The sequence below is a fragment of the Streptomyces sp. NPDC031100 genome, assembly GCF_055570785.1.
On record NZ_JBVIGN010000020.1, the window covers coordinates 57120 to 79809 of the forward strand.

Annotated in this window: 18 protein-coding genes; 13 read left to right on the forward strand and 5 right to left on the reverse strand. The window is 70.8% G+C overall.

Annotation, left to right across the window (positions count from 1 at the left end):
* Window positions 1-75: 75 nt before the first annotated feature.
* The gene (locus ACZ5DS_RS39305) at window positions 76-1716 is read right to left on the reverse strand and encodes a penicillin-binding transpeptidase domain-containing protein (RefSeq protein ID WP_468248453.1); all 1641 of its coding nucleotides are present in this window, start codon (window positions 1714-1716) and stop codon (window positions 76-78) included.
* Between the two features lie 118 nt (window positions 1717-1834).
* Entirely contained in the window at window positions 1835-3583 is a 1749-nt protein-coding gene (locus ACZ5DS_RS39310) for a dolichyl-phosphate-mannose--protein mannosyltransferase (RefSeq protein WP_468248456.1), read from the reverse strand.
* Between the two features lie 107 nt (window positions 3584-3690).
* Here ACZ5DS_RS39310 and rsmI point away from each other — a divergent pair, with 107 nt between their 5' ends.
* From rsmI to ACZ5DS_RS39340, 6 genes are all read left to right on the forward strand, one after another.
* Entirely contained in the window at window positions 3691-4539 is an 849-nt protein-coding gene (gene rsmI / locus ACZ5DS_RS39315) for a 16S rRNA (cytidine(1402)-2'-O)-methyltransferase (RefSeq protein ID WP_468248458.1), read from the forward strand.
* A 402-nt stretch (window positions 4540-4941) separates the two neighbouring features.
* Window positions 4942-5370, forward strand: coding sequence for a hypothetical protein (locus tag ACZ5DS_RS39320; RefSeq protein WP_468248460.1), 429 nt, complete (start codon window positions 4942-4944; stop codon window positions 5368-5370).
* Between the two features lie 48 nt (window positions 5371-5418).
* A complete protein-coding gene (locus ACZ5DS_RS39325) occupies window positions 5419-6324 on the forward strand; it encodes a TatD family hydrolase (protein WP_468248463.1) in 906 nt (301 codons plus the stop codon).
* A 156-nt stretch (window positions 6325-6480) separates the two neighbouring features.
* Complete coding sequence (locus tag ACZ5DS_RS39330; protein ID WP_468248465.1) at window positions 6481-7917, forward strand: ubiquitin-like domain-containing protein; 1437 nt, start codon at window positions 6481-6483, stop codon at window positions 7915-7917.
* 49 nt (window positions 7918-7966) lie between these two features.
* A complete protein-coding gene (rsmA, locus tag ACZ5DS_RS39335; protein ID WP_468248467.1) occupies window positions 7967-8836 on the forward strand; it encodes a 16S rRNA (adenine(1518)-N(6)/adenine(1519)-N(6))-dimethyltransferase RsmA in 870 nt (289 codons plus the stop codon).
* Complete coding sequence (locus ACZ5DS_RS39340; protein ID WP_468248469.1) at window positions 8833-9726, forward strand: 4-(cytidine 5'-diphospho)-2-C-methyl-D-erythritol kinase; 894 nt, start codon at window positions 8833-8835, stop codon at window positions 9724-9726. The genes rsmA and ACZ5DS_RS39340 overlap by 4 nt, the downstream gene beginning before the upstream one ends.
* A 9-nt stretch (window positions 9727-9735) precedes the next feature.
* Here ACZ5DS_RS39340 and ACZ5DS_RS39345 read toward each other — a convergent pair whose 3' ends face one another.
* Window positions 9736-10329, reverse strand: a complete 594-nt coding sequence (locus ACZ5DS_RS39345; protein WP_468248471.1) for a Uma2 family endonuclease — start codon at window positions 10327-10329, stop codon at window positions 9736-9738.
* Between the two features lie 157 nt (window positions 10330-10486).
* Here ACZ5DS_RS39345 and ACZ5DS_RS39350 point away from each other — a divergent pair, with 157 nt between their 5' ends.
* From ACZ5DS_RS39350 to ACZ5DS_RS39365, 4 genes are all read left to right on the forward strand, one after another.
* A complete protein-coding gene (locus ACZ5DS_RS39350) occupies window positions 10487-12295 on the forward strand; it encodes an ABC-F family ATP-binding cassette domain-containing protein (RefSeq protein ID WP_468248474.1) in 1809 nt (602 codons plus the stop codon).
* 193 nt (window positions 12296-12488) lie between these two features.
* Complete coding sequence (locus tag ACZ5DS_RS39355) at window positions 12489-14234, forward strand: outer membrane protein assembly factor BamB family protein (RefSeq protein ID WP_468248476.1); 1746 nt, start codon at window positions 12489-12491, stop codon at window positions 14232-14234.
* 67 nt (window positions 14235-14301) lie between these two features.
* Window positions 14302-16158 carry an outer membrane protein assembly factor BamB family protein gene (locus ACZ5DS_RS39360; protein WP_468248478.1) on the forward strand — a complete coding sequence of 619 codons (1857 nt, stop codon included), beginning with the start codon at window positions 14302-14304 and terminating at the stop codon, window positions 16156-16158.
* A gap of 234 nt (window positions 16159-16392) precedes the next feature.
* Window positions 16393-17076 carry a helix-turn-helix transcriptional regulator gene (locus tag ACZ5DS_RS39365; RefSeq protein ID WP_468248481.1) on the forward strand — a complete coding sequence of 228 codons (684 nt, stop codon included), beginning with the start codon at window positions 16393-16395 and terminating at the stop codon, window positions 17074-17076.
* Between the two features lie 156 nt (window positions 17077-17232).
* Here the strand turns inward: ACZ5DS_RS39365 and ACZ5DS_RS39370 are convergent, their stop codons facing one another.
* Both ACZ5DS_RS39370 and ACZ5DS_RS39375 read right to left on the reverse strand, forming a co-directional pair.
* On the reverse strand, window positions 17233-17565 hold the full coding sequence (locus ACZ5DS_RS39370; RefSeq protein WP_468248483.1) for a hypothetical protein: 333 nt from the start codon (window positions 17563-17565) through the stop codon (window positions 17233-17235).
* Between the two features lie 21 nt (window positions 17566-17586).
* Window positions 17587-19278 carry a sodium:solute symporter family protein gene (locus ACZ5DS_RS39375; protein WP_468248485.1) on the reverse strand — a complete coding sequence of 564 codons (1692 nt, stop codon included), beginning with the start codon at window positions 19276-19278 and terminating at the stop codon, window positions 17587-17589.
* 180 nt (window positions 19279-19458) lie between these two features.
* Between ACZ5DS_RS39375 and galT the strand changes: the two genes are divergently transcribed.
* The 3 genes from galT to galK are packed head-to-tail and all read left to right on the forward strand — an operon-like array spanning window position 19459 to window position 22633.
* Window positions 19459-20520, forward strand: coding sequence for a galactose-1-phosphate uridylyltransferase (galT, locus tag ACZ5DS_RS39380; protein ID WP_468248488.1), 1062 nt, complete (start codon window positions 19459-19461; stop codon window positions 20518-20520).
* Window positions 20517-21479 (forward strand): UDP-glucose 4-epimerase GalE, encoded by a 963-nt coding sequence (gene galE, locus ACZ5DS_RS39385; protein WP_468248490.1) that lies wholly within the window; start codon window positions 20517-20519, stop codon window positions 21477-21479. Before galT ends, galE begins: the two co-directional genes overlap by 4 nt.
* The gene (gene galK, locus ACZ5DS_RS39390) at window positions 21479-22633 is read left to right on the forward strand and encodes a galactokinase (RefSeq protein ID WP_468248492.1); all 1155 of its coding nucleotides are present in this window, start codon (window positions 21479-21481) and stop codon (window positions 22631-22633) included. Before galE ends, galK begins: the two co-directional genes overlap by 1 nt.
* Window positions 22634-22690 lie beyond the last annotated feature (57 nt).

Consider the following 22690-nt stretch of genomic DNA (forward strand, 5'->3'; position numbering starts at 1 on the left):
TCCCCAGGGTCCCCGCGGCCCTCACACTCCCCAACGACGCCAACCACATTAAGGTCCCCGCCTTTGAGGGTGATGTCAGCGGGCAGTCCGTAGCACGGTTGCGACAATCGGTCCGGCCGCGTCGACGCCGTGTCCGCCGTCCTGCACCATCGCGGCGGCGGCGACGTCGTCGCGGTACCCGGCGAACCAGCTGTCGGACTTCGCCAGCCCGTCGGCCTCGGCCGAGCCGGTCTTCGCGCCGATGTTCCCACCGAGCCCGGACATGACGGTGGCCGCCGTGCCGCTGCGAGCCGTGCGGTTCATCATGGCGCGCAGCTGCAGGACGGTGCTCTGCGACAGCCCACGCGCGCGTGCCGGTGCGCGGTGGTCCAGGTCCAGCGGCACGATCACCGGCTGCCGGAAGGCGCCGGTCATCGCGGTCGCCGTCACGGAGGCCAGGTTCAGGGGGCTCATCTGGACCTGGCCCTGGCCGATCAGGGCGGCCGCCGTGTCGGGGCCACCGGAGGCGGGGACCCGGCCGTCGAAGGACGGGACGCCGATCTGCCAGTCGTTCTGCCCGAGCCCGAACCGCTCCTGGGCCTCCTTGGTCAGGGTGTCCACCTTCACCTCGTCCGCGAACTTCACGAACGCCGTGTTGCAGGAGCGGGCGAAGCTGTCGGAGAGGGTGGCGTGGTCGTCCGGGGCGAGGTTCTTGAGGTTGTGGAAGGTCTGGCTCTGCCAGACGGCGGAAGGCGGGCAGGGCGCCGGGCCGTTCGCGGTGGTCAGGCCGTTGTCGATGAGGGTCGCCGCGCTGATGATCTTCATGGTGGAGCCGGGGGCGCGTTCGCCGAGGAGGGCCGCGTCGAAGCCGTCGTCGCGGTGGTTGGCCACGGCCAGGATCTCGCCCGTGCCGGCCTTCACGGCCACCACGGAGGCATCGGTGTACTTCCGTACGGCCGTCTCGGCCGCCGCCTGCGCGCTCGCGCTGAGCGTCGTGTGCAGCCTGCCGGGCCTGCCCTTGGCGAGGGTGAGGAGGGTGGTGTCGGCCGCGCTCTCCTCACCCGTCGTGGCGCCGTGGCGTATCACCAGCTCCACGCCGGGCCGGCCGCCGGTCTTGTCGCCGTACCGTTTGCGCAGCTCGTCCAGGACCGGGCCGAGGGACGGGTACTTCTCCGGCGTCAGTACCGTCCCGTCGCGGTCCACGGCCTCGATCTGCGGGGTCGCGGACCCGCCCGTCATCAGCGTGTCCCCCTTGCGCAGCCGCGGGTGGACGACGGAGGGCTGCCAGTCGACCAGCGCCCGGTGGGAGGTCTTGCCGCGCACGACCGACAAGCGGCTCTCGTAGGTGAGCGGTCGGGTCTTTCCGCCGTATGACACCGTTGCCTTGACCGTGAACGGCATGGTCGTGCCGGTGGCCGCGCCGGGCGTGATGTGCACATGGGTGATGTGCGCGTCCCGGCCGTAGGCCGTCAGCAACTGCTCGGCCGCCTCCGGGTAGTTGGTGTAGGCCGCCGCGGTCGAGGCGTCCCCCTTCTCCCAGGCGGCGAAGAACTTTCCGGTCGTCGCCCCGACCTCGTCGGTGCCCGGCGGGCCGCTCTTCACGACCGCGGGACCGCCCCCGCCCGATCCCCCGTCACCGCTCAACGCGGACACGATGTTGTAGGCCCCGTACCCGGCCCCGCCCAGCACCACCACGCACACGCCGCCTATGACGGCCCCCTTGACTGCGCTGCGCATCGAGCGCTCCTCCCCGTTTGATGAACATGTTCAAAAAATGCTCACGGGGAACAGTATGCAGGGGTGATTTCTGTGAACAGAGTGTTTGTACTCAGGCGTCCAGCCGTGGACAGAGCGCTTATACCCAGGTATCCAGCCACATCCGCGACCGCCAGGAGTCGATCGGGATCGCCGTTCCGGTGTACAGCGGCCAGAAGTAGATGAAGTTCCAGGCGATCAGCAGGACCAGCACACCCGCCGCCGAGGCGCCGACCACCCGGCGGGTGTCGCCGGAGCCCGGCGGGCCGACGATCGCGCCGATCATCATCGTCACCGCGAGACACAGGAACGGCAGGAAGACGACCGCGTAGAACAGGAAGATCGTCCGCTCCTGGTACATGAACCAGGGCAGGTAACCGGCCGCGATCCCGCAGGCGATGGCACCGGCCCGCCAGTCTCGGCGCAGCAGCCACCGCCACAGCACGTACAGGATCGCGAAGCAGGCCGCCCACCACAGCAGCGGCGTGCCGATGGCGAGCACCTCCCGCGCGCACTTCTGGCCGGCGTCGGCCGGGCAGCCGTCGGCGCCGGGGGAGGGGGACTCGTAGAAGTACGACACCGGGCGGCCCAGCACGATCCAGCTCCACGGGTTGGACTGGTAGGTGTGCGGGGACGACAGCCCGATGTGGAACTTGTAGACCTCGTGCTCGTAGTGCCACAGGCTGCGCAGCCAGTCCGGCAGGAAGGTCCAGCTGCCGCCCTTGCCGTCGGTGGCCGCCCAGTTGCGGTAGTAGCCGCCGGTGCCGTCGGCGGGGGAAAGGATCCAGCCGGTCCAGGAGGCGAGGTAGACGGCGATCGCCACCGGGACGGTCGCGAGGAACGTGATGCCCGTGTCGTACTTGAGCACCGCGATGTACGGGTGCCGGGCGCCGGCCACCTTGCGGGCGCCGACGTCCCACAGCACCGCCATCACGCAGAACGCGGCCAGGATGTACAGGCCGTTCCACTTCGTGCCGAGGGCCAGGCCCAGCATCAGACCGGCCGCCCAGCGCCAGGGGCGCCAGCCGAAGCGGAACGTGTCGCCGACGTGCAGGTCCGGGCGGACCAGGCCGTCGGGGCTCACCGGCAGCGCGGCGGCCAGTTTCTCCCGGGACCTGTCCCGGTCGATGATCAGGCAGCCGAACGCGGCCACCACGAAGAACATCAGCACGCCGTCCAGCAGCGAGGTCCGGCTCATCACGAAGTGCAGGCCGTCCACCGCCATCAGCGCGCCCGCCAGGCACCCCAGGAACGTGGAGCGGAACAGACGGCGGCCGATCCGGCAGAGCAGCAGGACCGAGAGGGTCCCCAGCAGTGCCGTCATGAAGCGCCAGCCGAACGGGTTGAACCCGAACATCAGCTCGCCGAGGCCGATGACGTACTTGCCCACCGGCGGGTGCACGACATACGCCGCGTCCGTGGGGATCGCCAGATGGCCGTGGGTCTGCAGCACCAGGTCGTTGGCGTTCTTGTCCCAGTTGACCTCGTAGCCGCGGTGGACGAGCGCCCAGGCGTCCTTGGCGTAGTACGTCTCGTCGAATATCACCGCGCGCGGGCTGCCCAGGTTCCAGAACCGCATCAGGCCCGCCATCAGCGTGACCAGCAGCGGACCGCCCCAGCCGGACCAGCGCGCGATCCGCTCCGCCAGGACCGGCGGGACGCCCAGCACCTGCCACAGGCGCGGGCTCGGCTCGGCGTACGGCGGCACCAGCCGGTCACGTGCGTCGCCCGCCGGCGCATCCTTGGCGGGCGTGTAGCCGAATCGGCGCAGCCGCTGCTGCCACGACGGCCGCTGGTCGTGCGGTGCCTGGCCCTGCCGGAGGTCCGTGGAGGACGCGGTACTGGTCACCGCGCCATCGTAGGGAACCGTTCTGTGTGAGTCCCGTGCATGGGCGGTACCGGCCGGGGGATGCGGTCGTTTTCCCGGGTTGCTCGGCGCCCTGGGAGGATGGGGGCGTGACTGGAACCCTTGTCCTGGCAGGTACCCCCATCGGCGACATCGCGGACGCGCCGCCCCGGCTGGCCGAGGAGCTGGCCGGCGCCGACGTCGTCGCCGCCGAGGACACCCGGCGGCTGCGCCGGCTCACCCAGGCGCTGGGCGTGACCCCCAAGGGCCGCGTGGTGTCGTACTTCGAGGGCAACGAGTCCGCCCGCACCCCCGAGCTGGTCGAGGAGCTGCTCGGCGGCGCGCGCGTGCTGCTGGTGACGGACGCGGGCATGCCGTCCGTCTCCGACCCGGGGTACCGGCTGGTCGCGGCCGCCGTGGAGAAGGACATCCGGGTCACCGCCGTACCTGGGCCGTCCGCCGTGCTCACCGCCCTCGCCCTGTCCGGGCTGCCCGTCGACCGGTTCTGCTTCGAGGGCTTCCTGCCGCGCAAGGCGGGGGAGCGGCTGTCGCGGCTGCGGGAGGTCACCGACGAGCGGCGGACGCTGGTCTACTTCGAGGCCCCGCACCGGCTCGACGACACCCTCGCCGCCATGGCCGAGGTCTTCGGCGCGGACCGGCGCGCCGCCGTCTGCCGCGAGCTGACCAAGACGTACGAGGAGGTGCGGCGCGGTCCCCTCGCGGAGCTCGCGCAGTGGGCCGCCGAGGGCGTCCGCGGAGAGATCACCGTCGTCGTGGAGGGTGCTCCCGAGTCCGGGCCCGAGGAACTCGACGCCGGGGAACTGGTCCGCCGGGTGCGTATCCGGGAGGAGGCGGGCGAGCGGCGCAAGGAGGCGATCGCGGCGGTGGCGGCGGAGGCCGGGCTGCCGAAGAGGGTCGTGTTCGACGCGGTGGTGGCGGCGAAGCGCTCCTCTGAGTAGGCGGGTTCCGGCTAGCACCGTCGGGGTTGTTCTTGCCGGCGGGGTGCGGGTCGGGTGTGGCTGGTCGCGCCCACGCGGCGGAGCCGCATATCGATACAGCCCGCGCCCCTTCGGGCGCGTCCCCCGGCCTGCGGAAACAGGCCCTCTGAGCAGGGGCGTTCTCGACTGAGCGGGCGCCCCATGGGAGGGCAAAAGGCGGACGCCGAAGGCAAAGCGCAGCCCCGTGGCCAAGGCCGCTGGGGCAAGGAACGTCCAAAACGCCTCCAACACTCGACAGGCCTGCTGCATTCGCTGCGGCGCAGGCGTCCACTGGTCAAAGGGACGCACCCGTCCCGCGCCCCAGGGGATTCCGGGGGGAACCCCCGCGGCGGGGCGCTTGTCCAGCGGACAACAGGAGCTGGCATGAGTGAGATCGCAGGGCAGTCCGGCCTCCGCGGCACGGCCACAGCCGTCGTTCACGAGTCGTACGCGTTCGCGTGCATGCGATGCGGGCACGGCTGGGAGCAGTCGTACGAGATAGAGCACCACACGGACGCCGACGGCCACGAGTTCGTGATGTACGTGGCCGACGGGCGGATCGTGCCGTCCCCGCTGAGCCGCCCCGCATGCCACAACTGCGACGGTCACGTCGTGCGGATCATGCGCGCGGGCCAGGTCTCGGCGGTGCGCAGCGCGGCCGGCCACCACCACCGCAGTGTCCCGGCGGCCGGGCCGGTGGAGGTCCCCACGGTGCCCGACGGGACGGCCGTGAGCCCCGAGGCCTCCGCGGCCAGGGACCACCACTGGCACCTGTCCGATCTCCTGCACCCCTTCCAGCGCCGGGCGAGCTGAGCGGATCACCGGCGTTCGAACGCATGCCCCTTTCGTAGGATCGGAGCCATGCCTTCGAACGCCGGCCGCGCCGCCCAGGATGACAAGAACGACAAGAGCGCCGCACCGCCGCTCCCGGAGCCCCTCCGGGTGCCCGTCGCCGACTCCCACACCCATCTCGACATGCAGTCCGGCACCGTCGAGGAGGGCCTCGCCAAGGCCGCGTCGGTGGGCGTGACGACGGTCGTGCAGGTCGGCTGCGACATCAAGGGGTCGCAGTGGGCCGCCGAGACGGCCGCCGCGTACGAGAACGTGCACGCGACCGTCGCCCTGCACCCGAACGAGGCCCCGCGCATCGTCCACGGCGACCCCGACGGCTGGTCCCGGCAGGGCGCCCGGCAGCCGGGCGGCAATGCCGCGCTGGACGACGCCCTCGCCGAGATCGACCGGCTGGCCGGGCTGCCCCACGTCAAGGGCGTCGGCGAGACGGGGCTGGACTACTTCCGCACCGGCCCCGAGGGCAAGGCGGCCCAGGAGCGGTCCTTCCGCGCCCACATCGAGATCGCCAAGCGGCACGGCAAGGCCCTCGTCATCCACGACCGCGACGCCCACGCCGACGTCCTGCGCGTCCTGAAGGAGGAGGGCGCCCCCGAGCGCACCGTCTTCCACTGCTACTCCGGCGACGCCGAGATGGCCGAGATCTGCGCCCGCGAGGGCTACTTCATGTCCTTCGCCGGCAACGTCACCTTCAAGAACGCCCAGAACCTCAGGGACGCCCTCGCCGTCGCCCCGCTGGACCTGGTCCTCGTGGAGACCGACGCGCCCTTCCTCACCCCGGCGCCGTACCGCGGACGGCCCAACGCCCCGTATCTCGTTCCGGTCACGGTGCGCGCGATGGCCGCCGTGCGGGGCATCGACGAGGACGCGCTGGCGACGGCGCTGGGCGCGAACACGGCTCGCGCCTTCGGTTACTGACAGTATGTCGTTCATAACTGGCCGATAACGCCCACAGGGGCTCTACTGAGGCCGGTCGCGACCGTGTGTAGTCGTGGCGCTTTGGAGAGTGACTGGCGCTCCGCTAGGTTCTGGGGGCCCGATCCGGACCCCTCTGGCCCTCTGGAGCGTGTCGGCGTGAGCAACTCGCAATTCGAGATGTACGACCCGTACGGCCACGACTCCTTCGTACACACCACGGAGACGCTGCCGTACGGAATGTACGGGGACACCTACCGGCCCGCTTACGAGGCCGAGGCGTACTTCGTCACCGAACCGGAGCTGCCGCTGCCGAGGCAGCCGGCGAGCATGCCCGAGGGGGTGCTGCCGGAGGCCGAGGCGCCCGCGTGGGTGGAGGAGCCGGGTGAGCACGCGGGGGTGGGCGAGCCGGATGTGCACGTGGGGGCGGATGACCTGGATGTGCACGCCGGGGTGAGCGGGCGTGCTGCGCGCCGGCGCAAGGCGCGCTGCGCCGAGCGCCCGGAGTCCGCTGTGCGCCGCCTGCTGCCGCAGGCGCTGGTCGTCGCGTTCCTGGCCGGCGGCACCACCGCCTTCGTCGCCAAGGACAAGGCGGTCGAGCTGGACGTCGACGGCAGGCGGCAGTCCCTGCACACCTTCGCCGACGACGTGTCCGAGCTGCTCACCGAGGAGGGCGTACGCGTGGGCGAGCACGACGTGGTCGCGCCCGCCCGTGGCGTGCCGCTCGCGAGCGGCGACGAGGTCGCGGTGCACTACGGGCGCCCCGTACGGCTCACGCTGGACGGTCAGCAGCACGAGGTGTGGACGACGGCGCACACGGTGGACGGCGCGCTCAGGGAGCTGGGGGTGCGCGCGGAGGGCGCGTATCTGTCCACCTCGCGCTCCCAGGGCATCGGACGCACCGGGCTCGCGCTCGACGTGCGCACCGAGCGTGCCGTCACGGTCATGGCGGACGGCCGCACCCGCACCATCCGCACCAACGCGGCCAGCGTCCGCGAAGCAGTCGAGGAGGCCGGCGTCACCCTGCACGGCCAGGACACCACCTCCGTCCCGCCCGACAGCTTCCCGCGCGACGGGCAGACGGTGACCGTGCTGCGGGTGACCGGCGTCAGGGAGGTGCGCGAGGAGGAGATCCCCTTCGAGGTGGAACGGATCGAGGACCCCTCCCTCTTCAAGGGCACCGAGGTCGTCGAACGGCCCGGACAGCCCGGGCTGCGGCGCGTCACCTACTTCCTGCGCACCGTCAACGGCGTCCGGGAGAAACCGCGCCGGGAGACGGCCGAGGTGGTGCGCGAGCCGCGCAAGCAGGTGGTGAAGGTGGGCACCAAGCCCCGGCCGCACTCCGTGAAGGGCGCCGACCACCTCGACTGGCACGGACTCGCCGCCTGCGAGTCCGGCGGCCGCCCGCACGCCGTGGACCCCTCGGGGACGTACGGCGGGCTCTACCAGTTCGACGCGCGCACCTGGCACAGCCTCGGCGGCAGCGGACGCCCGCAGGACGCGTCCGCGGAGGAGCAGACGTTCCGCGCGAAGAAGCTGTACGTGCGCCAGGGCGCGAGCCCCTGGCCGCACTGCGGGACACGGCTGCGCGGGTGAGCACCGGGAGCCGGACGAAGGGCCCCCGGCAGCCCCGTACCCTTGTCCCGTGAGCAGCCCCACCCCCGACGCCCTCCTCGGCCCCGCCGACATCCGCGAGCTGGCGGCAGCGCTCGGTGTCCGTCCCACCAAGCAGCGCGGCCAGAACTTCGTGATCGACGCCAACACGGTCCGCCGGATCGTCCGCACCGCCGGGGTCCGCCCCGACGACGTGGTCGTCGAGGTCGGCCCGGGGCTCGGTTCCCTCACGCTCGCGCTGCTGGAGGTCGCCGACCGGGTCACCGCCGTCGAGATCGACGACGTGCTGGCCGCCGCACTGCCCGCGACCATCGCGGCGCGCGCGCCGGAGCGCGCCGACCGGTTCGCGCTGGTGCACTCCGACGCGATGCACGTCGCCGAACTGCCCGGCCCCGCACCGACGGCCCTGGTGGCGAACCTGCCCTACAACGTGGCCGTACCGGTGCTGCTGCACATGCTCGACACCTTCCCGAGCATCGAACGCACGCTCGTAATGGTCCAGGCCGAGGTCGCGGACCGGCTGGCCGCCACGCCCGGCAACAAGGTGTACGGCGTCCCGTCCGTGAAGGCCAACTGGTACGCCGACGTGAAGCGCGCCGGTGCCATCGGGCGCAACGTCTTCTGGCCCGCGCCGAACGTCGACAGCGGGCTGGTCTCCCTCGTGCGGCGGGCCGAGCCGATCAAGACGACGGCCTCCAAGCGGGAGGTCTTCGCGGTGATCGACGCGGCGTTCGCCCAGCGCCGCAAGACCCTGCGGGCCGCCCTCGCCGGCTGGGCCGGGTCCGCCGCTGCCGCCGAGGCGGCCCTGGTCGCCGCCGGGGTCTCGCCGCAGGCGCGCGGGGAGTCGCTGACGGTGGAGGAGTTCGTGCGGATCGCGGAACACAAGGAGAGCGGCGAGTGAGCGTCACGGTACGGGTCCCGGCCAAGGTCAACGTCCAGCTCGCGGTGGGCGCCGCCCGCCCCGACGGGTTCCACGACCTCGCCAACGTCTTCCTCGCCGTCGGCCTCTACGACGAGGTGACGGTGACCCCCGCGGAGGAACTCCGGATCACCTGCGAGGGCCCGGACGCCGACCAGGTCCCCCTGGACGACACCAACCTCGCCGCGCGCGCGGCCATCGCCCTCGCCGGGCGCCGGGGCATCGAGCCCAACGTCCACATCCACATCGCCAAGGACATCCCGGTCGCCGGCGGTATGGCGGGCGGCAGCGCGGACGGCGCGGGCGCGCTGCTCGCCTGCAATGCGCTGTGGGGTACGGGTGCTTCCCGGGCCGAGTTGCTCGCCATCTGCGCCGAGTTGGGCAGCGATGTGCCGTTCAGCCTGGTCGGCGGGGCGGCTCTGGGGGTCGGGCGCGGGGAGCAGCTGACGGTCCTGGAGACCGGCGGCACCTTCCACTGGGTGTTCGCGATGGCCGAGCGGGGGCTGTCGACCCCGGCGGTCTTCCGGGAGTTCGACCGGCTGGCGGAGGGACGGGAGATTCCGGAGCCGGTGGCCTCGGCGGAGCTGCTGGAGGCCCTGGCGAAGGGGGACGCGGAGGCGCTGGCGGCGGCCGTGTCCAATGACCTTCAGCCCGCCGCGCTGTCCCTGTTCCCGGAGCTGGCCGACACGCTGGAGGCGGGGCGAGGGGCGGGTGCGCTGGCCGCGCTGGTCTCCGGATCGGGGCCTACGACGGCGTTCCTCGCGCGTGATGCGGAGTCGGCGGAGAAGGTGGCCGAGGCCCTGCGGGCGTCGGGGACGTACAGGGCGGTGCGGATGGCGGTGGGGCCGGTGGCGGGGGCGACGGTTCTCTGAGGGCAGGCCTCAGAGGTTGTCGATGGCGGTCAGGTCGATGTCGATGTCGTAGGGGACGTTGACCTTGAGGTGGTCGTGGTAGATGCCGGTCAGTGTGTAGGTGCCTGTGGCCTCGCCGCGCTCGTAGACCTGGACGGCAGGGTGGTCGTCCTGGCCTGCCATATCGACGAGCCAGAAATGGGGGATCCCCGCCGCCGCGTACTTGTGAGGCTTCGCGTCTCGGTCGCGAGCCTCGGAGTCCGGCGATACGACCTCGATGGCGAGCACGACATCTGCCGCCTTGAAGTGGGTCTGGCGCCGGTCGGTGACAGCTTCTGCAAGGACCACGGAGATGTCCGGTTCGGGGCCGTTGCGCTTGTCGAGCACGACGGTCATCTCCCGTTTGACCCGGATCTCCGGCGGTGCTGTGCGCCTCAGGCCGCTGATCAGCATGTCAATCGCATCGGCATGAAAGATGCGCTGCGGACTCACGAAAACCAGGCTCCCGTCGATCAGCTCGGTATGCGGCGGGAGATCCGGCAGTGTGAACAGGTCGTCCACGGTGTAGCCGTCCTGCGGTGGCACCGGCCAGTGGACGTGGTGGTCTACGGACTCGGCGGTCATGGTTCCTCCCATGGACGGGATCCTGCTGCCTGACCTCAACGGTAGCGGCCTGTTCCCGATCACGTCATCACAAAGAGTGACAACCCCCTCGCGCCCCGCCCCTCACCAACCAGGGCCTACGCTAGAAGGCTGACCGACCCCCGCGCACAGGAGTGAAATGGCCGTCAACCTGGTCAATGTCGAGAACGTCAGCAAGGTGTACGGCACCCGTGCCCTGCTCGACGGCGTTTCGCTCGGCGTGTCGGAAGGGGACCGGATCGGGGTCGTCGGGCGCAACGGCGACGGCAAGACCACCCTCATCCGGATGCTCGCCAAGCTGGAGGAGGCGGACACCGGGCGCGTCACCCACTCCGGCGGGCTGCGCATCGGCGTGCTCACCCAGCACGACTCCCTGGACCCCGCCGCCACCGTCCGCCACGAGGTCATCGGCGACATGGCCGACCACGAGTGGGCCGGCAACGCCAAGGTCCGCGATGTGCTGACCGGGCTGTTCGGCGGGCTCGACCTGCCCGGCTTCCCCAAGGGGCTCGACACCGTCATCGGGCCGCTGTCCGGCGGCGAGCGGCGCCGCATCGCGCTCGCCAAGCTGCTCATCGAGGAACAGGACCTGATCGTCCTCGACGAGCCCACCAACCACCTCGACGTCGAGGGCATCGCCTGGCTCGCCCGGCACCTGCAGAACCGGCGCTCGGCACTGGTGTGCGTGACGCACGACCGGTGGTTCCTGGACCAGGTCTGCACCCGCATGTGGGACGTTCAGCGTGGCGACGTGTACGAGTACGAGGGCGGCTACTCCGACTACGTCTTCGCGCGCGCGGAGCGCGAGCGGATCGCCGCCACCGAAGAGGCCAAGCGGCAGAACCTGATCCGCAAGGAGCTGGCCTGGCTGCGGCGCGGGGCGCCCGCGCGCACCTCCAAGCCGCGCTTCCGGGTCGAGGCCGCCAACGAGCTGATCGCGGACGTGCCGCCGCCCCGGGACAGCAGCGAGCTGATGAAGTTCGCCTCCTCCCGCCTCGGCAAGACGGTCTTCGACCTGGAGAACGTCACCGTGCAGGCCGGGCCCAAGGTGCTGCTCCAGCACGTCACCTGGCAGCTCGGCCCCGGCGACCGCATCGGCCTGGTCGGCGTCAACGGCGCCGGCAAGACCTCGCTGCTGCGGGCCATGGCCCAGGCGGCGCGGACCGAGGGCGAGGTGCAGCCCGTCGGCGGGCGGGTCGTCGTCGGGAAGACCGTCAAGCTCGCCTACCTCTCCCAGGAGGTAGCCGAACTCGACCCCGCCGTGCGGGTCCTGGAGGCCGTGCAGCAGGTCCGTGAGCGCGTCGACCTCGGCAAGGGGCGCGAGATGACCGCAGGGCAGCTGTGCGAGACGTTCGGCTTCTCCAAGGAGAAGCAGTGGACGCCGGTCGGTGACCTGTCGGGTGGTGAGCGCCGGCGCCTGCAGCTCCTGCGCCTCCTCATGGACGAGCCCAACGTCCTCTTCCTCGACGAGCCCACCAACGACCTCGACATCGAGACCCTCACCCAGCTCGAGGACGTCCTCGACGGCTGGCCGGGCTCGATGATCGTCATCTCCCACGACAGGTTCTTCGTGGAGCGCACCACGGACCGGGTGTTCGCCCTCCTCGGCGACGGCGCCCTGCGGATGCTGCCGCGCGGCATCGACGAGTACCTGGAGCGGCGGCAGCGGATGGAGGAGGCGGTCGCCGAGAAGGCCGCCGCCACGGCGCCCAAGCCGGCCGCGGCGGAGAAGAGCGCCGCCGACCAGCGCGCCGCCAAGAAGGAACTCCAGCGGATCGAGCGCCAGTTGGACAAGATCTCCGAGAGGGAGTCCAAGCTGCACGCCCAGATCGCCGAGAACGCCACGGACTTCGCCAAGGTCGCCGAACTGGACGCGGAGTTGCGCGATCTGGCCGGGGAGCGCGAGGAACTGGAAATGCGCTGGCTGGAAATGGCCGAGGACGCGTGAAGGGTGCGTGAAGGCGCATAACGAGGGCATCACGGGCCGGTCCTCCCTTGGGAACAGGGGTTGAACCGGCCCCGTGCCTTGTCAGTTGTGAGTGATAGAAAGAGCCGTCTGAGAACTTTCTGAGTACGGCTCTGGGTCATCACGAACCTCAGGGCGTGGCTAAAAATCAGTGATCGAACGGGGGAACGCGCTGATGACTCAGCCGCCCAACCAGCCGCCGCAGGGCGGCTTCGGACCGCCGCAGGACCAGCCGCCGACGGGCGGCGCCTTCGGCGCAGCGCAGAACCCGCCGCCTCCGCAGGGGCCTCCGCAGACCCCGCCGCAGCCGGGGTACGGCTACCCCCAGCAGCCCGGCCCGTACGGCCAGCCCGCCCAGCCGGGCCCCTACGGCCAGCAGCCGGGACCATACGGCCAGCCGAACGCGTACGCCCCGCAGCCCCAGCCCGGCTACGGCTACCCGCAGCAGCCGCCCCAGTTCCCGGGCGCGCCCGGCACCCCGCCCGGCGGGCAGCCCGCGTCCAAGGGGAGGACTGCGCTGATCATCGGTGCCGCGGTGGCCGCGCTGGCCGTCATCGGTGGCACCGTCTACGCGGTCACGAGTGGCGATGACGGCAGCGGCAAGAAGCCGGTCGCCCAGAAGAGTGACGACGGCAAGCAGTCCTCCGGCGCGCCGGTCAACCCCGGTGACGGCAGCGGCAACGGCGGTGCGGACCCGGAGAACCTCAACGAGGGCCGCAAGTCCGGCGAGGCGAAGGTGCTCTGGTACAAGACCGCGCCCGACGCCCCCGGTTCCGGCGCCGATGCGCCCGGCATGTGGATCACCGGCAAGACGGCGGTGAAGGCGGCGTACAAGCAGGTCTTCGCCTACAACGTCGGCGACGGCAACCCCGCCTGGGACCCGATCACGTTCCCGCAGAAGATCTGCGCGGTCACTCCGCAGAAGTCGGCCGACGACAAGGTCGTCGTGGCGTACATGAGCGGCGTCACCGACCGCGCCAAGTGCAACCAGCTCCAGCAGATCGACCTGAACACCGGCAAGAAGGGCTGGACCGCCCAGGTCGCCGACGGCGCGTTGTTCGACAGCGCGCTCAGCATCGAGCTGACCACCAGCGGGAAGACGCTGATGGTGGGCCGTTCGCAGTCGGGCACGGCATACGACCTCGCCACCGGCCGCAAGCTGTACGACAAGAAGAAGTACGGCTCGGCCTGCTTCCCGAGCGCGTTCGCGGGCGGCTCGGGCCGGCTGGTCCAGGTGGCCTCCTGCGGGGCCGGCGGCAGCAACGAGCACGACGAGATCCAGGAACTCGACCCGGCCACCGGCAAGGTCAAGTGGACCCAGCCGGTCAAGAAGGGCTGGAAGGTCGCGCGGACGTACTCCCTCGACCCGCTCGTGGTCTACCTGACCAACGAGGGCAAGAAGGCCTGGAACATCTCCACCTTCACCAAGGACGGCAAGTTCCGCTCGGAGGTCAAGGTCGACGAGAAGTTCGCCCCGCACTGCGGCTGGGCGATCCTCGAACGCGACCTCCAGGGCTGCCAGGGCGTCGCCGTCGACGCGGACACGCTCTACCTGCCCACCGACACCACGACCAGCGCCAACGAGATCGTCGCCATCAGCCTGGCGAACGGCAAGGAGAAGTGGCGCGTCAAGTCTCCGGCGGACGAGCCGATGTCCCCGATGAAGACCGAGGGCGGCAAGCTCATCGCGTATGTGCAGCCGTCGTACGACGCGGGCGGCCAGATCGTGTCGGTCCCGACCACCGGCGGCTCGCACACGACGACCAAGCTGCTGCAGAACCCGGCGGGCGCCGCCCGGATCGAGAACGGCTTCTTCGACGGTGACATCGAGTGGGCCGACGGACGCTTCTTCATCTCCTCCTCCCGGCTGACCGGCAACGACGACGCGAAGGAGAAGCTGATGATGGCCTTCGGCAAGTGAGCCCCGGTCCGTCTCCCGTCCTCCGCCCGCCGTCCGGCCCCGAGAGCTTCACCGAGGTACCTCTGTCATGACCCAGCCGCCCCCGCCGCCGAGCCAGCCGCCGAACCAGCCCCCGCAGCAGGGCGGTTTCGGCCCGCCCCAGGACCAGCCGCCCACGGCCCCGCCGGCGCCCGCGACCCCGCCGGGCTTCCAGACGAGCCCTCAGCCCGGCTACGGCTACCCGCAGCAGCCCCCGGCACCTCAGCCGCCCCAGCCCCAGCCCGGCTACGGCTATCCCCAGGCACCCCAGGGCCCGCAGCCGCCCCAGTCCGGCTACGGCTATCCCCAGGCGCCCCAGGGCCCGCAGCCGCCCCAGCCTGGCTACGGCTACCCGGGTGCCCAGCAGACCCCGTACACCCAGCCGGTCCCGCCCGCGGGCCCCTACACCCAGCAGCAGGGCTACGGCTACCCGGGCGCCCCCGTCGCGCCGATGCCGCCGCAGCCCGGGAAGCCCGGTGGCGGGAAGAACCCCGTCGCCCTCATCATCGTCGCGGCGCTCGTCGTGATCGGCCTGATCGTCGGCGGTGGTGTCTGGTACGCCAAGTCCTCCGGGGACGACGGCAAGAAGGACACCGCACAGGCGAGCGGGGGCACGGGCGGCAAGGACGGCTCCGGGGGCACGTCGTCCCACGGCGACGAGAAGGTGCCGGCGAACCCCGCCGCCAAGGTCCTCTTCCAGGTGCCGCTGCCCAAGACGGACGACACCGTCGTCACCGCGGGCTCCTGGCTCACCGGCAAGGTGTACGCCAAGAGCGGGATCGCGGAGATCGTCGGCTACGACCCCGCGAGCGGCAGCAAGCTGTGGACGCTCAAGCTGCCCGGCCCGGTGTGCACGGCCAGCAAGCACGTCACTGCGGACGGCAGGACGGCGATCGTCTTCCAGCCGAAGATGCCGCCGAAGAACTCCACCGCGGGATGCAGCCAGGTCGCGGCCGTCGACCTCGCCAAGGGCACCACGTTGTGGACGAAGACGGTCAAGGCCGGTGACACCCCGATCAACCTCGACAACGTGACGGTCTCTCAGCACACCGTCGCGGTCGGCAGCACCAACGGCGGTGCCGCGTTCGACCTCGACTCCGGCAAGGTGCGGTGGCAGCCGAAGCCGGGGGACACCTGCTACGACGCCGGCTACGGCGGCGGCGCCAAGCTCGTCGCGGTGCGCAAGTGCGGCACCTACGGCAACCGCCAGCTGCACATCCAGACCATCGACCCGACGTCCGGGAAGGTGATCTCCGACTACCAGATGGCCTCGGGCATCGAGTACGCCAGCGTCGTCTCGACCGACCCGCTCGTGGTGGCCGCCGACGTCGGTGACAGCGCGGGCGACGGCAGCAACATCTCGGACTACTTCTCCGTCGACGACAAGACCGGCAAGCTGATCACCCGTATCTCCGCGCCCGGTGACACCTACGCGGGCCGCTGCGACGGCATCTCCCGCATCGAGGCCTGCAAGGGGATCGTCGTCGGCGGCGGCAAGCTGTACGTGCCGACCGAGGAGCACGACGGCAGCGGCCAGTTCAACAAGACCAACGAGGTCATCGCCTTCGACCTGGCCACCGGCAAGCAGACCGGCCAGCGCGCCGAGGCCGGCGACGGCTACACGATCACCCCGCTGCGCATGGACGGCGGCAACCTGCTCGTCTACAAGCATCCGCCGTTCGACAAGGGCGGCCAGATCGTCACCATCGACGGCGACTCCTTCAAGGCGACCAAGCTGCTGGAGAACCCGGCCACGCCGGACGTGCGGCAGGCGGAGGCCACGATGCTCCCCGACTTCGCGGAGATCCTGTACGGGCAGGGCCGGTTGTTCATGTCGGCCGTGTTCGCGCACAAGGCCACGTACGGCAAGGAGTATCTGGTGCTCGCGTTCGGCGCGAGCGGCTGATCGCACGCCCCCGGACGCTTCAGAGCGCCCGGGGACGAATGCCAGGTATTACCAGGGAGTGCCCCGGATTTCATCGATCCGGGGCACTTCTCCTGCATAGGGGCAGCGCGACGTCGAACAAGCGTGTAGCTTCCGGGGGCATGAAAAGGGCAGGGTGCCGGGGGGCCCTCTGTCGTTGTGGGCTGGTGGGCGTCCATAGTGGGGCATCCATGGGGGGGACTGGGGGGTTGCTCTATGGGAGTGCGGCTCATGGTCGTCGACGACCATCGCCTGCTGGCGGAGGCGTTGGCGTCGGCGTTGAAGCTGCGCGGGCACCGGGTGCTGGCGGCGGCGGCGCCGGCCGCGGGTGCGGCGGATCTGGTGATCGCGCGGGCACCGGAGGTGTGCCTGCTGGGCACGGCGGCGCCGGCCGAGCCGGGGGCCTTCGACCCGGTGGTGAAGATCAAGCGGGAGCGGCCGCAGGTGGCGGTGCTCGTGCTGGGACCGGTGCCGTCGCCGCGCGGTATCGCGGCGGCCTTCGCGGCCGGGGCGTCGGGGTACGTACGGCACGACGAGCGGATCGAGGGGGTCGAGCGGGCCATCATGAAGGCCCGGGCGGGGGAGGCGGCGGTGGCGCCGCAGCTGCTGCAGGGGGCCTTCGGCGAGCTGCTCAATCCGGCGGCGCAGCCCGATGACGAGGGGCAGCGGCTGTTGCAGATGCTGACCCCGCGCGAGGTCGAGGTCCTGGTCCGGGTCGCCGACGGCGAGGACACCCGGCTGATCGCGGCGGGCATGGGCATCGCGCCGAGCACTGCGCGTACGCATGTGCAGCGGGTGCTGATGAAGCTGGGCGTGGGGTCGCGCCTGGAGGCGGCGGCCTTGGCCGCAAGGACGGGTCTCCTGGACCGAGCGGGACCACTGAACCCCGGCCCCGAATAGGCACCGGTACTGAAGCCGACGGCACTGCAACTCCCTGAGGGGCGCGGGGCTGTGTTTGACATGCGGCTACCGCCGCGTGGGCGCGATCAGCCACGACGAACCCGCACCCGCGGGACGGCCCACACCCCTACGGCGGAACCGTCCCCTGGCCGACGGTTACTCCTCCGGCGAACCCTTCGGAGGAAGCGGCTGAGGCGCCGCAGGCCTGAGCTTCAGCCACGCCAGGAAGAAGACGCCCAGGAGCAGCATGCCGATGCCGGTCCACAGGTTGATGTTGACGCCCTCGGCCTTGTCGATGGCGGACCGGGAGTCGGTGATCCCGGTGATCGTGACGATGACGCCGTAGAGCACGAACAGACCACCGATGATGCGGCGCAGGTCGAAGATGCGGGCGGCGGTCGCGGACTTGTGCTCCAGCTCGGTGACTTCGCGCTGGAGTTCCTCTTCCGTGGACGCTGAGAAGTCGAACTGCTCGGAGTGCTCGGTCATGGTCTCTCCATTCTCCCGCGGTCAGAGCGAGAACGGGATGTAGCAGGCGGCGGCGATGATCACCGCACCCCAGCCCAGCAGGGCCGGCTTGCGGTACCAGGCCTCGTCGCCGGGGGCGGGCGGTTCGGCCATGCCGGGGGAGCGGGTGCCGTAGACCAGGCCCTGCAGCTCCTCGGCCGGCTTCGGCTTGGTGAACAGCGACACCGCGACCATGACGACCGCGCCGGCCACGAAGCCCGCGATCGCGGAGACGAAGTTGGCGCCCTGGTCGGAGGGGAGGGAGATGATGCCCTTCTTGTAGAACACGAAGTAGTTGATCATCGCCGCCGTGGTGCCGGCGAGCAGTCCCCAGAAGCCGGACTTGGCGGAGGCGCGCTTCCAGAACATGCCGACGATGAAGACGACGAACATCGGCACGTTGAAGAAGGAGAACAGCGTCTGCAGGTAGGCCATGATGTTCGAGAACGAGGACGCGAGGAAGGCCGTGCCGATCGAGGCGCACACGCCGATCGCGGTGATGAGGCGGCCGAACTTCACGTAGTACCCGTCCTCGCGGTGCCGCACGACGTACTTGGCCCAGATGTCGTTGGTGAACACCGTGTTGAACGACGACACGTTGGCGGCCATGCCGGCCATGAACGCGGCGAGCAGGCCGGTGACCGCGATGCCGAGCACGCCGTTGGGCAGCAGCTCCTGCATCAGGTAGGGGATGGCGTCGTTGTACTGGTAGCCGGAGGCGGGGGTGCCGAACTTCGGGATGAGCGCGGCGGCGACCAGGCCCGGGATCATCACCAGGAAGACGATGAAGATCTTCGGGTAGGCGGCGATCAGCGGGGTCCGCTGTCCGGCGGAGAGGTTCTTCGCGGACAGTGCGCGCTGCACCTCGGCGAAGTTCGTCGTCCAGTAGCCGAAGGAGAGCACGAAACCGAGGCCGAGCACGATGGTCAGCCAGTTCGCGCCGAGCGGGTTGACCTGCCCGATGCCGGTGCCGCCCCAGGCGGTGGTGAAGTCGTGGCCGTGGGTGGCGGTGAGCTTGTCGGTCAGCCCGCCCCAGCCGCCGACCTTCTTCAGACCGAGCACGGTGATCGGGATCAGCGCCGCGAGGATCACGAAGAACTGGAGCACCTCGTTGTAGATCGCGGAGGACAGGCCGCCCAGCGTGATGTACGCCAGCACGAACGCGCCGGCGACCACGATGGCCACCCACTGCGGCCAGCCCAGCAGCGCCTCGACGACGATCGCGAGGGCGTAGAGGTTGACGCCGGCGATCAGGATGGCGGCGAACGCGAACAGGATCGAACTGAGCAGGTGAGCGCCCCGGTCGAAGCGCAGCAGCAGGAACTCGGGGACCGAGCGGACCTTGCTGCCGTAGTAGAAGGGCATCATCACCAGGCCCAGGAAGACCATGGCGGGGATGGCGCCGATCCAGTACCAGTGCACGGTGTAGGCGCCGTACTGGGCGCTGTTCGCGGCCATGCCCAGGATCTCCGTGGCCGCCAGGTTCGCCGAGATGAAGGCGAGGCCGGTGATCCAGGCGGGGAGCGAGCGTCCCGAGAGGAAGAAGTCGAGCGTGGTCTTCACCGAGCGGCGGGCCGCGAATCCGATGCCCAGGACGACGACGAAGTAGATCGCCAGGATCGTGTAGTCCAGCCAGTTGGTGGGGAGCCGTAGCTGCGCCGCCAGATAGGTGGGGACTTGTGTGGGGGTTTGCATGAGAACTCGCTTCGTTGCGCGAACTGATCCAGAGCGGAACCTACGCCTCCGCGTTCAGTTATTGAACACTTCTGTTGGTGTTCTTTGTTTGATCGTGATGGGCAAAGGTGTTGTCGGGTTGTGGTCTGTTATGTTTGATTGTGTTGAGTGATTGGGTGCGGGACGTAGAGGAGTCCGGCGTTGAAGAAGACCTCGACACGGCTGGCCGACGGTCGTGAGCTGATCTACTACGACCTTCGGGACGACACCGTGCGGGACGCCGCCGACCGCCGCCCGCTGGACCGTACGGTCACCACCTCCGAGATCCGCCGGGACGTGCTGCTCGGCGACTCGGTCGCGGTCGCCTCCCACCGGCAGGGCCGCACCTACCACCCGCCGGCCGACGAGTGTCCCTTGTGCCCATCCACGAGCGACCGCCTGAGCGAGATCCCGGACTCCTCGTACGACGTCGTCGTCTTCGAGAACCGCTTCCCCTCGCTGGCCGGCGACTCCGGGCGCTGCGAGGTGGTCTGCTTCACCTCCGACCACGACGCCTCCTTCGCCGAGCTCACCGTGGAGCAGGCGCGCCTGGTGCTGGACGCCTGGACCGACCGCACCTCGGAGCTGTCGCACCTGCCCTCTGTCGAGCAGGTGTTCTGTTTCGAGAACCGGGGCGAGGAGATCGGCGTGACCCTCGGCCACCCGCACGGTCAGATCTACGCCTACCCCTTCACCACGCCCCGCACCGCGCTGATGCTCCGCTCGCTCGCCGCCCACAAGGAGGCGACCGGCGGGGAGAACCTGTTCGACGCGGTCCTGAAGCGGGAACTCGCCGGGGAGCGGGTCGTCCTTGAGAGTGAACACTGGGCGGCCTTCGTGCCGTACGCGGCGCACTGGCCGTACGAGGTCCACCTGTACCCGAAGCGCCGCGTGCCCGATCTGCTCGCGCTCGACGAGGCGGCGCGCTCAGAGTTCCCCAAGGTTTATCTGGAACTCTTGAGGCGCTTCGACCGTATCTTCGGCGAGGGTGAACCTCCGACGCCGTACATCGCGGGCTGGCACCAGGCCCCGTTCGGCACGCTGGAGGAGTTCGACGGTGTGACGCGGGACGACGTCGCGCTCCACCTCGAGCTTTTCACCATCCGCCGCACTTCCGGCAAGCTGAAGTTTCTCGCGGGTTCCGAGTCCGGCATGAGTGTGTTCATCAACGACGTGCCGCCGGAGCGCGCGGCCGAGCGACTGCGAGAGGTAGCGAGTTCATGAAGTACCTGGTGACGGGTGGGGCGGGGTACGTCGGCAGCGTGGTCGCCCAGCACCTGCTGGAGGCCGGCCACGAGGTCACCGTCCTCGACAACCTCTCCACCGGCTTCCGCGAGGGCGTGCCCGCCGGTGCGGCGTTCGTCGAGGGCGACATCCGCGACGCCACCAAGTGGCTCGACTCCTCCTACGACGGCGTCCTGCACTTCGCCGCCTCCTCGCAGGTCGGCGAGTCGGTGGTGAAGCCGGAGAAGTACTGGGACAACAACGTGGCCGGCAGCATGGCCCTGCTCGGCGCCATGCGCCAGGCGGGCGTCCGCAAGCTGGTCTTCTCCTCCACGGCGGCCACCTACGGCGAGCCGGAGCAGGTCCCGATCGTGGAGAGCGCCCCGACCAGGCCCACCAACCCCTACGGCGCCTCCAAGCTCGCCGTCGACCACATGATCACCAGCGAGGCCAACGCCCACGGCCTGGCCGCGGTGTCCCTGCGCTACTTCAACGTGGCCGGCGCGTACGGCGCCCACGGCGAGCGCCACGACCCCGAGTCGCACCTGATCCCCCTGGTCCTCCAGGTCGCCCAGGGCCGCCGCGACGCGATCTCGATCTACGGCGACGACTACGCCACCCCCGACGGCACCTGCATCCGCGACTACATCCACGTCGCGGACCTGGCCGAGGCCCACCTGCTGGCCCTGACGGCCGCGCAGCCGGGCGAGCACCTGATCTGCAACCTCGGCAACGGCAGCGGCTTCTCCGTCCGCGAGGTCATCGAGACCGCCCGCAAGGTCACCGGGCACCCGATCCCCGAGGTCGTCGCCCCGCGCCGCGGCGGCGACCCGGCGGTCCTGGTCGCCTCGGCGGACACGGCCCGCGAGAAGCTGGGCTGGAACCCGTCCCGCGCGGACCTCGCCGGGATCGTCGCGGACGCGTGGGAGTTCACGCAGCACATCGCAAAGGAGCACTAGTGGGGGCACAGCAGGTCCGGGAGCGCTTCGCCGAGCTGTACGGGGCCGAGCCGGAGGGGGTGTGGGCGGCGCCGGGCCGGGTCAACCTGATCGGCGAGCACACCGACTACAACGACGGCTTCGTGATGCCGTTCGCGCTGCCGCACCGGGCGACCGCGGCCGTCTCCCGCCGCACCGACGGCGTCCTGCGCCTGCACTCGGCGGACATCGAGGGCCCGGTCGTGGAGCTGCAGCTGGACCCCCTGGCCCCGCAGAGCGACGAGAACTGGACGGCGTACCCGGCGGGCGTGGTCTGGGCCCTGCGCGAGGCCGGCCACCCGGTCACGGGTGCCGACGTCCACCTCGCCTCCACGGTCCCGACCGGCGCGGGCCTGTCCTCCTCCGCGGCCCTCGAGGTCGTGATCGCGCTCGCGCTGGGCGACCTGTACGACCTCGGCCTGCAGCGCTGGCAGCTGGCCCGCCTGTGCCAGCGCGCCGAGAACGTCTACGTGGGCGCGCCGACCGGCATCATGGACCAGACGGCGTCGGCCTGCTGCGAGTCCGGGCACGCGCTCTTCCTCGACACCCGCGACCTGTCCCAGCGGCAGATCCCCTTCGACCTGGCGGCCGAGGGCCTGCGCCTGCTGGTCGTGGACACCCAGGTCAAGCACGCCCACAGCGGCGGCGAGTACGGCAAGCGCCGGGCCGGCTGCGAGAAGGGCGCGGCCCTGCTCGGCGTGGACGCCCTGCGCGACATCGCCTACGCCGACCTGGACGCGGCCCTCGCCCGCCTCGGCGACGAGGAGGAGGTCGTCCGCCTGGTCCGGCACATCGTCACCGAGGACCAGCGGGTGGAGCGGGTCGTGTCCCTCCTCCGCGCCGGCGAGACCCGGGCCATCGGCCCGGTCCTCACCGAAGGCCACGCCTCCCTCCGCGACGACTTCCGCATCTCCTGCCCGGAGCTGGACCTGGTCGTCGACACCGCCCTGGCGAACGGCGCGCTCGGCGCCCGGATGACCGGCGGCGGCTTCGGCGGCTCGGCCATCGTCCTCGCAGAGGCCACCGACGTCGACACCCTCACCAAGGCGGTGGAGGAGTCCTTCGCCGCAGCGGGCTTCACACCTCCGCGGGTGTTCGAGGCGGTGCCTTCGGCGGGGGCGCGGCGGGTCGGCTGAGGGCCACTGCGGGGGATGCGTGCCGGATCCCCCGCAAGCGGCGGATCGCCGCCGTCA